This is a genomic window from Bartonella jaculi (genome assembly GCF_039543045.1).
GTDB classification, from domain to species: domain Bacteria; phylum Pseudomonadota; class Alphaproteobacteria; order Rhizobiales; family Rhizobiaceae; genus Bartonella; species Bartonella jaculi.
In genome coordinates this window covers 1-9790 of the sequence record NZ_BAABIZ010000034.1, presented here as the reverse complement: position 1 = coordinate 9790, position 9790 = coordinate 1, and the positions used below count along the sequence as shown (strand labels likewise).

The following is a 9790-nucleotide window of genomic DNA, read 5'->3' as shown; positions in this document are numbered from 1 at the left end:
GGCATAACGATTGGCATCATTAACAATACCACTCTTTTTATCGGTCTTAACACATTGACGACCCATAACCCATTCAAGAGCAGGTTTGCCATTTACAATATACTCATAAGCTTCAAGAGGGATATCTATTATTGTGATATTACGATTATAAATAACAGTCGATTTATCCTTTACTTTACTATTCCCAGCAAATTTCATTTCTGTCACGTAATAGAATTCTTTAGGATTAGGGATATCCATAAGTTTAGGGTCATCCTTTTTAAATGAGACTGGATAAGGTTCCACATCTTCATAATTCACGTGCAAATGACTCAGTTTACGCCCTGCTGTCACAAATTTCCAAAAATCATCAGCAGTGTTTACACAAGGGATACGAGGCAATTCTTTAGAGAGGTTATCAGCATAACGAGTACGATAGTCTTCTGAATGTAAAAGCCCGTAAAGGTAATAAAACAGATCGTCTTTAGTAATGTTTTTTCATTTGGGTATACAGCCTCAAAATGTGCTAGTTCGCATCTGTAATATCATAGCGAACTGGCTTTTTGCTTCTGTCGTAAATAGACTATAGTTGTGATGTTTTTTCTCATCAGATCATAGTAAAAGTGGATAGCTTTTTGTTGTTTCTAATATGTAACAGTTACAATAAATTTGGTATATTCTGTGTATTAGAGGCTTTCTTTATTCCCAAAATAGCTTTATATGCTGCGCCTTCGTATGAAGAGTGCACAGTGTGTAAAATTACACTTTAACAGGTGATGAGAATCTTCAGAGGTGGGGGAGATATTATGACTTATGCAACCAATAAGACGGGGATATATGGTGCGGTCAATGTGTTTTATGCTCTTTACGTCCATTCTCAAAAAATTGATCTGAACAAAACAGTAAAAGATTTTTACGCGGTTCGTTATTTTCGCTTTGGAAATGATGAGGCGTTTTATTTTGCACCTCACCTTGTGGGCAAGAATTAATGCATAGATTTTTCTCCTCTTTTGTGCTTGCCACGGCTTTTTGGTGCCTTTTCTCGTTGTCGAGTTTTGCACAAAACATTCGTGAGAAAGCAATTAATCAATCTGAGAGCATCCAACGGCAACAAATGCAACAACAGCGTTTTCAGCAATTACACCGCAGGAACGAAACGCATGGGATATCTTTACCGGATGATGATTCCACAGCATTTGATGGTGCTTCACCCCATACAACCTGCTTGATGATCAAAAGCATTAAATTTGTTGGCGCTGAGTTGATTACTCATACGGACCTTCATGATGCCATTTCTCTTTGGGAAGGGGGGTGTCTTGGTATTTCTGAAATCAACAAAGTGCTCAAAGCGGTGACCAAGCTTTATATGAAGCGTGGCTATATTGCGGTACGGGCTTATTTACCCGAGCAGGATTTAAGCGGCGGTCATCTTAAGATTGTTATTGTTGAAGGTGTGATGGAAGATATTACCCTTGATGGGCATAAAGTTGAGAGGAAATCCCAAGGAGAAATCATCACGGCTTTTCCAGACCTTATTGGGAAACCGACCAATCTGCGCCAGATAGAGCAAGGGCTTGATCAAATCAATCGGCTTTTCTCACGCCAAGCCACCATTAACCTTGGTGCTGGTGGCCATTCAGGTGGTTCGATACTCGATGTTCATATTGAAAAACAGAAGCCTTGGCTCCTCACTTTTTCTAGTGATAATCTTGGCGCTAAGGCAACAGGGCTTTACCAAACGCGCGTTAGCCTTTCTTTTGATAATCTGTTAGGTTCCAATGATCAATGGTCGTTTAGCTATCAGCGCTCCATGGATGGTGGACCGTATCAGTTCTCCAAAAATCGTCCCAATAGTGATACGGTAACGGGTTCCTTTTCACTTCCCTATGGCTATTGGACAGCAGGTTTTGATGGGACGTGGAGCCAATATCATTCGAGTGTTAAGGGAATATTTTCTGACATTATGACATCGGGTAAGTCTTTATCGCTTACACCGTGGATTTCACGGGTTATCGACCGCGATCAAAAGGGGAAGACATGGGTTACGGGACGTTTGACATGGAAATATTCTGATAATTTTATTATGGGGAATCGGGTTGATGTTTCCAGCCGCAAACTGGCTATAGCGACATTAGAGCTTGATCATTCGCGCAAGTGGCAGGGAGGGGAATTAAACGCTCATCTAGGGTTTTATAAGGGATTGGCAATTCTTGGCGCTTATGATGATAAAGAGCAAGAGAATGCAACAAAAAATGCTCCCAAAGGGCAATTTTCCAAATTGTCTTTTTCCCTAAGCTACGTGCGTCCCTTTTCGCTAAAACAGTTTAATTTTCGCTACAACACGCTGTTTGCAGGACAATTATCACCCGATACGTTGTTTAGTTCAGAGCAAATGTCACTTGGTGGGAGTTCATCTGTGCGCGGGGTGCGTGAGGCGATTTATTACGGCAATAATGCCGTGTTTTGGCGCAATGAATTGTCGCTATTATTGCCGGTTTTTTCTTCGCAAATGGGGCGTAAATTTATGAGCCAATTTGCGCCTTATGTTGCCCTTGATTTAGGGAGTGCAGCCAATAATCCGAGTAAAAACAGTTTTGGTGGTAGCCTCGTTGGGGCAACTCTGGGTTTTCACGCAACCGGAGAAATTACGGATGTTGATGTGTCTTATTCAAATATTTTGACCCAATCGACACCGAGAGAGAAGGACAATGCAACGGGAGTCTTTCAAGTGCGGGCATTGTTGAGGTTTTAAAGTACAAAAGCGGTAAAAATATCGCTGCGCTGTTTACACCCATATGGGTTGTTTTTTTTTAAGAGATAAAGAATTTTATGAGGAGCTGAAGATGCGGAGATTGAGAGATCAAAAGCACAAATTGGGATCTGGACGTGGATTAGGGCAGTGTGCTCTTGGTGTTTTGCAGCGAGGAGCCCATAAGGGGCTGTCACTGGTTTTAAGCTTTTGCTTAGCCTTTCAGCCTCTGTTATTGCAAGCGCAAGCGCTTGGGACGCAAAGACCTCCGGCACAAGAGATCCAAGGGGGGATAAAAGCAGCTGATGGAGTTGGCTCTGTTTTCCGCCCTACGGTGGGAGTAGCAGGCAATGATGTGCCGCTGATTGATATTGCACGCCCCAATGGACAAGGTCTTTCTCATAACAAATATGACAGTTTCAATGTTGATACCCATGGCGTGATTTTGAACAATTCGACTGAGGAGATTTCGCGTTCACAGCTTGGGGGATTGGTGCCTGGTAATAGCAATTTACGTCATACCGGTGCAGCAAAGGTTATCCTCAATGAAGTGATAAGCGCTAATCGTTCACGTCTTGAAGGGATGACAGAAGTTCATGGGTATACGGCTGATGTGATTATCGCCAATCCCAATGGAATTACCTGTAACGGCTGTGGCTTTATTAATACACCGCGGGTGACTTTATCGACCGGACAACCGATCATTGGATCCGATGGCGCTTTGAGTGGATTGCGTGTTGATGGCGGCGATATCACCATTGGGGCGCGAGGTGCTGATGGAAGTTCCTTAGATATTTTTGATCTTGTTTCGCGCAAGATCAGTGTAGAGGGTCCCATTCAAGTCAAGGGAGATTTAGCTGTTGTCGTTGGTCATAATCATTTTGATTATCACAAGCGCGAAGCAACTTGGCTAGGATCTGATGGCAAAGAAGCGGAATTGGCGATTGATTCCAGCGAGTTTGGTGGAATGTATGCGGGGCAGATCCGGGTGATTGCCAACGATAAAGGCGCCGGCGTTAAGATGCTTGGGAGTATGGTTGCCAATGCAGGCGCCATGAGGTTGACAAGTGATGGCAAACTGGTGATTGCCAAAGCGCGTGCCAAAGGAGCGGTGAAGGCTCACTCTCATCATGACAGTGTGCATGTGAAAGATCTACTTTTTTCAGAAGAAGCGGTTGAACTGAAGGCTTTGAAGCATGTTGAACTGGCTGAGCAAGCTCGCGTTGCGGCAAGCGGTGCTGTTGATGTGCGCGCCGATGTGATCAAGCTGCAGTTTCATGCTCTTTTAGCAAGCGGTATTGGGAGTGATGGCACACAGTCAGCGACGGGTTCTTTGCACTTAAAGGCGACAACGCTTGAAGCAGGGAATGGACGAATAGCCGCCGCTGATCTTTTAGAAATCCAAGCAGCAACAATTGATCTGAGCCGCATGCAAGACAATGATCAAATAGGGGTTTCTTCCCTTGGTGATCTAACCATTGAAACCAATCAAATCACCGCTTTAAACAATCATATTGGTGCCAAGGGGAATGTTGTTCTGAAAGCTGATGGTGCTCTCACAGTAGGTGCTGGTCATTATAGTGCCGGCGGCTTTCTTTTGATGCAAGCAGCAGATCTTACATCACGCGCCCATTTAGTAGCAGAGCAAAAAGTTGACCTTTATGCGCATCACGGTGCCCTAATCCAAGAAGGCAGTGTCTGGTCTAATGGGGAAGTAACACTTAAGGCTCAGGGTGCTCTCAATCACACTGGTGATATTATCAGTATGCAGCAGGTTGCGTTGACAGCGGGGGGAGTGCTCACGACCAGCACAAATAGTACGCTTTTAGGTCATGATGTGGTTTTGAGTGCTGATGCTTTAACCCAAGCGGGGACTGTGGAAGCACAAGAGGGAGCGTTAACCCTTCAAGTGCGTGGTGAGTTCATAAATAGTGGCACAATGCGCGGTGATAGCGTCGATACTCATGCCAGTTCACTCACCAATCAAGGCATACTTATCGCAACCGATGATTTGCATTTGATGATAAGCGCACAAGAGGGCACCGAACCGCAACAAGCTTTCTCACAACAAAACTTTCTTGAGAATACATCCAAAGGGGTCCTTCAAAGTGGCGGCGTTTTTGTCTTGTCAGTAGGGCGATTAGACAATGCCGGTGCGCTTGGCTCTAGTGGTGAGAACGTTGCCCTCAATGTGGCAGGGGATGTTAACAATAGCGGGCTGATTTACGCCAAAAAATCCACAATGCTCTCCATGGATGGTGATCTTACCAATAAGCATGGCTCGATCATTGCCGAAGAGAATTTGATCATAGGCGGGCTTGAGAAAGAACGTATAGGGCATGTGATCAATGAAGCGGGTGTTTTGAATAGTATTACGGGCGAGATGAAGCTTGTCGCTACATCCTTAATCAATAAAGGCGCAGAGGCAACAGATACAGGACAACAAGACCCATCGTTGCAGGAGCAACAGGATGCCACCCTCAAGGAGGGAGCAGCCTATATCTTAGCACATGGTGGTTTGCTGATAGATGTTGGCGCTTTTGAGAATGTTGACAGCTTTATCTCTACGCAAGGTGCCATCAGTGTTGTTGCAGACAGTATAGCGCAGGCTGGGCGCATGGAGAGCGAGAGTGGTGATCTTCAGCTGACCAGCCATGGGGATTTAACCAATAGCGGTATGATAGCAAGCAATGGCACTATTGCTTTGCATGCGCAAAACAATGTGGACCAAACAGGGCGCATTGTTGCGCAAAAGCGGATAGAGCTCTCAACCGATGGCACCTTGACGATGGGTGAGACAAGCCAGATTGGCGGCTATGATGTGGCGCTGAAGGCAGGCACCCTTAACCAAGCGGGGCTTATAGAAGCGCGAGGTGAGGAACTTACTCTCGAAAGCCATGGGGATTTAACCAATAGCGGTACGCTTGCAAGCAATGGCACTATTGCTTTGCGTGCGCAAAACAATGTGGACCAAACAGGACGCATTGTTGCGCAAAAGCGGATAGAGCTCTCAACCGATGGCACCTTGACGCTGGGTGAGACAAGCCAGATTGGCGGCTATGATGTGGCGCTGAAGGCAGGCACCCTTAACCAAGCGGGGCTTATAGAAGCGCGAGGTGAGGAACTTACTCTCAACAGCCATGGGGATTTAACCAATAGCGGTACGCTTGCAAGCAATGGCACTATTGCTTTGCGTGCGCAAGACAATGTGGACCAAACGGGGCGTATTGTTGCGCAAAAACGGATAGAGCTCTCAACCGATGGCACCTTGACGATGGGTGAGACAAGCCAGATTGGCGGCTATGATGTGGCAGTGAAGGCAGGCACCCTTAACCAAGCGGGGCTTATAGAAGCGCGAGGTGAGGAACTTACTCTCGAAAGCCATGGGGATTTAACCAATAGCGGTACGCTTGCAAGCAATGGCACTATTGCTTTGCGTGCGCAAAACAATGTGGACCAAACAGGGCGCATTGTTGCGCAAAAACGGATAGAGCTCTCAACCGATGGCACCTTGATGCTGGGTGAGACAAGCCAGGTTGGCGGCTATGATGTGGGAGTGAAGGCAGGCACTCTTACGAATGCTGGGCTGATAGAAGCACAAGGCGGAGAACTTACTCTCAAGAGCCATGGTGATTTCAGCAATTTTGGTACCATGGTGGGCGGTGTTGTTGATGCAAAGCTTGGTTCTTTCACAAATTCCGGTCAGCTTTTAGCCAGTGATAGCTTTACACTTGTGGCAGCAAAGGATGATCCGTCATTGGAGCAAGCTGCTTTGGTTTTCAATGCACAAGGTGGGGTTCTCAAAAGTGGTGGCGCTTTTGTTTTAACCGCAGATGCCCTGAGCAATGCTGGCAGTGTTGGTTCGAGTGGTGATGAAATTGCGCTCAATGTAACGGGGGATATAAGCAATAGCGGCCTGATTTACGCTCAGAAATCCGCAATACTCTCCTTGGATGGTTCTTTCCTCAATCAGCACGGCGATGTCATTGCCGAAGACAATTTAACTGTCCGTGGGTTTAGTGGAGAGCGGGCTGGTCATGTGATCAACAGTTCGGGGCTTTTAGAAGCTGTATCCGGCGATATGACCTTTGATGTCTTAGCACTTACCAATGTGCGCGAAGGGGGAGTTAAAGTTACCGATAAAGTGGTTGGTCACAGTTACGTGCGAGGAGGATGGGAAAAAATCCCAGGTGTTGATAAACACACAAGGATCAAGAAAAATATCGACACCACGATCATTCGTCAGCAGCCTCATTTTACCAATAATGCGGCACAGATTTTGGTAGGGCGTCATCTCACGGTCCATGCCGGTGATATCCGCAATAGCTACAGTTTAATTGCTGCCAATGGCAACATTGAGATGCAGGGCGATACGCTGCTCAATGAGGGGCGCGATTTAATCGAAACAACCAAGATTGTAACGGAAACACGCTACAGACACAAAGACTGTAATTTTTGGAAAAATCCAGGATGTATAGGGCACGGTGCAGACGAATGGGACGGACCTACCTTTACCCAAACAACCATGCGCACTTATGATGTGGTTTACGGCACGATTGAAGCTGGTGGCACTCTTGATGTTAAGGTTACAGATACTCTTGACAATCATGCGGTGCGTGAGGGGGCAGGTCAAATTGGCTTAAACTCTGGCAATAAAGGCTTGGCTGGAGTTAAGAATACCAACGTTAACGGCTTCAAACCGTTGATCAACTATAGCTCTGGCGATCAAGAGTTGGCTGGTGTTAAAGTCAACGACTTTAATGGCTTCAAACCGCTGATCAGCAATGATCGATTGGACGGCATTATCAATGGGTTGAAAGGGCACAAAGGGCTTTTTGCACCAAGCACAAAAACACCCGTACCAGAATCCATACAGGTGCCAACGCAAGAGGGGCTTAGCTCTGTCAAGACAGAGTTGGCTGTCAGTCAATCACCGGATGTGCCGTTTTTAATCGAAACGCGACAGGACTTTATCAACCCTAGCAAATTTTTAGGATCAGACTATTACTTAAAAAAGATTGGCAATTATAAGCCTGAGCACGTGTTTAAAAGGTTGGGGGATGCTTATTTCGAATATCGTCTGGTCAGTGAGCAAATCTTTGAACTGGCAGGCAATCGCACTCTTCTTGATGTTGAAGATCCTAATGCTCAAATGCAAAGGCTCTATGACAATGCTGTGGAGCAGCAAGGTCCCTTGGGGTTAGAGCTAGGCAAGCCATTAACGCAAAAGCAAATTGCTGGGATCAAAAAGGATATGATCTGGCTTGAGACCCACCTTGTCGATGGACAAGAGGTCTTAGTACCCCACGTTTATTTGGCACCAACTTCCTCTTCAGAGCATGGGATAAAAAATGCACAAGGACTGCAAGAAAATCTTGCCAGTGCGCGTTTGAAAGGGAATGGGGTCAGCTTGAATGCGGACCATCTTACCAATAGCGGTGCCGTGGTAAGTGATGGTGCATTGCATGTTTGGACCACGCAAACTTTGTTTAATAATGGCGGTTTTTTGGATGCCACCGGAGCTGTAGATCTCACCAGTGGCGGTCTTTTAGCCAATTCTTCCGGTGTTATTCATGCTGATACGATCACCATGACGGGTGAGACGATTGTCAATAGCACCGCTAAAATCCGTGATACGAATGAATATGGTTTTGTTGATCGAGCTGGGCAGAAGGGACAAATTCGCTCTGATCATGAATTAAACATCCAATCCTTTGGTGATCTTGGCGCAGAGGGTGGGGAATTCACCAGCGGCGGTCCGATGACGATGATTATCGGTGGTTCTGCCACATTTAGTGCATTGGCGCTAGAAAGTGAACATAAGGAGACATTAGAAAAAGGGCATTATAACGCCCAAAGCCGTGAGCACCGTTTAAGCGAAATCAATAGTGGGGGTGATCTTAACCTTGTTACGAACGACACCCTCACCATGGATGGGGTTAAGGTAAAAGGAGAGGGCAATGGGAATCTCACCAGTGGTGGTGCTCTCACTATGTCTTCGGTGCAGGACGTTAACAGTTTTGACTTGGATCTTAGGGGCAAGGAAGGTGACAAATCGAAGCAAAAGAATAAGTTTCGTCAACAGTCAACAGAAGTTACGACAAACAAAACCACGATAGAAACAGAGGGCAACCTCTCCATGCACGCGCAAAATGGGGATCTCATACTTGATGCCATAGGGGCAAAAAGTGGTGGCGAGATGCATTTGGCATCAGATAAGGGGAAGATCAAGTTCCTCACCAACAAAGACCAAGATTTTAAGTCTACTTATCAGCGTAACGAAAGCTTGTTGTGGTGGAACGAGAGCGACAAAGGTCACTCTCAAGAGACTATCGAGCATGTCACCATAGATGCTAAGGGGGGCATGAAGCTTGATGCAGGCAATGGCATTGTTGTTGAATATAAGGCAACCGGTGATTTTGACAAATCCCTTGAGCAACTGTCTCGCTCCCCAGGCATGGCATGGATCACGCAGCTGCGCGATGATCCAGAATTATCCAAGCAAGTGGATTGGCAAGCAGTTAAGGCTGAATTTAAACATTGGGATTATAAAGCCCAAGGTTTGACAGAAGCCGGAGCCACTTTGGTGGCATTGGCTGTTACAGCCGTCACGGGTGGAGCAGCCTCGGGCGCTGCCGGTGCTATTACCAGTGCTTTAGGGCTTGGCTCTAGCGCTGCCATGAATGCGGCGATGCAAGCTGGTGTGCAAGCGCTAATTAACAAAAGCGCCGTGGCTCTTGTCAATAATCGTGGTGACATTGCGGCGGCATTGCATGAGCTTGGCTCTTCCAAGACTATTCTCAGCATTGTTTCCTCGATGGTGACAGCAGGTTTGACCAGCCAAATAACGGAAATGGCTGGTGTTGGACCATCTTTGCCCAAAACAGCTCCTTTTGTCGATCGTATCACCCGTGAAGCAGAAAAGAACCTGGTCAAAGCAGCCATTGGCACAAGTGTTCAAACGGCTCTTGAGGGTGGCTCTTTTGATAAGAACCTGATTGCAAACCTGCGCACAGCCCTGTCTGATACGGTTGGCAAGACGTTGGCGGAAGAGATCGGCAC

The 9790-nt window shown here is 46.4% G+C and carries 3 protein-coding genes and 1 pseudogene; 3 read left to right on the top strand and 1 reads right to left on the bottom strand.

Annotated elements, in window-relative coordinates:
* Window positions 1–509 (bottom strand): annotated as a pseudogene (locus ABD915_RS08155) (type ISP restriction/modification enzyme); the annotation flags it as partial.
* A 276-nt stretch (window positions 510–785) separates the two neighbouring features.
* Between ABD915_RS08155 and ABD915_RS08150 the strand changes: the two are divergent.
* From ABD915_RS08150 to ABD915_RS08140, 3 genes are all read left to right on the top strand, one after another.
* On the top strand, window positions 786–968 hold the full coding sequence (locus tag ABD915_RS08150; RefSeq protein WP_345117254.1) for a hypothetical protein: 183 nt from the start codon (window positions 786–788) through the stop codon (window positions 966–968).
* On the top strand, window positions 968–2731 hold the full coding sequence (locus ABD915_RS08145; RefSeq protein WP_345117252.1) for a ShlB/FhaC/HecB family hemolysin secretion/activation protein: 1764 nt from the start codon (window positions 968–970) through the stop codon (window positions 2729–2731). The genes ABD915_RS08150 and ABD915_RS08145 overlap by 1 nt, the downstream gene beginning before the upstream one ends.
* 91 nt (window positions 2732–2822) lie before the next feature.
* A partial coding sequence (locus ABD915_RS08140) for a two-partner secretion domain-containing protein (protein WP_345117250.1) occupies window positions 2823–9790 on the top strand: 6968 nt, incomplete at its 3' end.

Coding starts and splice junctions, on each gene's coding strand:
- ABD915_RS08150 (WP_345117254.1), top strand. CDS start 786: ATGACTTATGCAACCAATAAGACGGGGATATATGGTGCGGTCAATGTG.
- ABD915_RS08145 (WP_345117252.1), top strand. CDS start 968: ATGCATAGATTTTTCTCCTCTTTTGTGCTTGCCACGGCTTTTTGGTGC.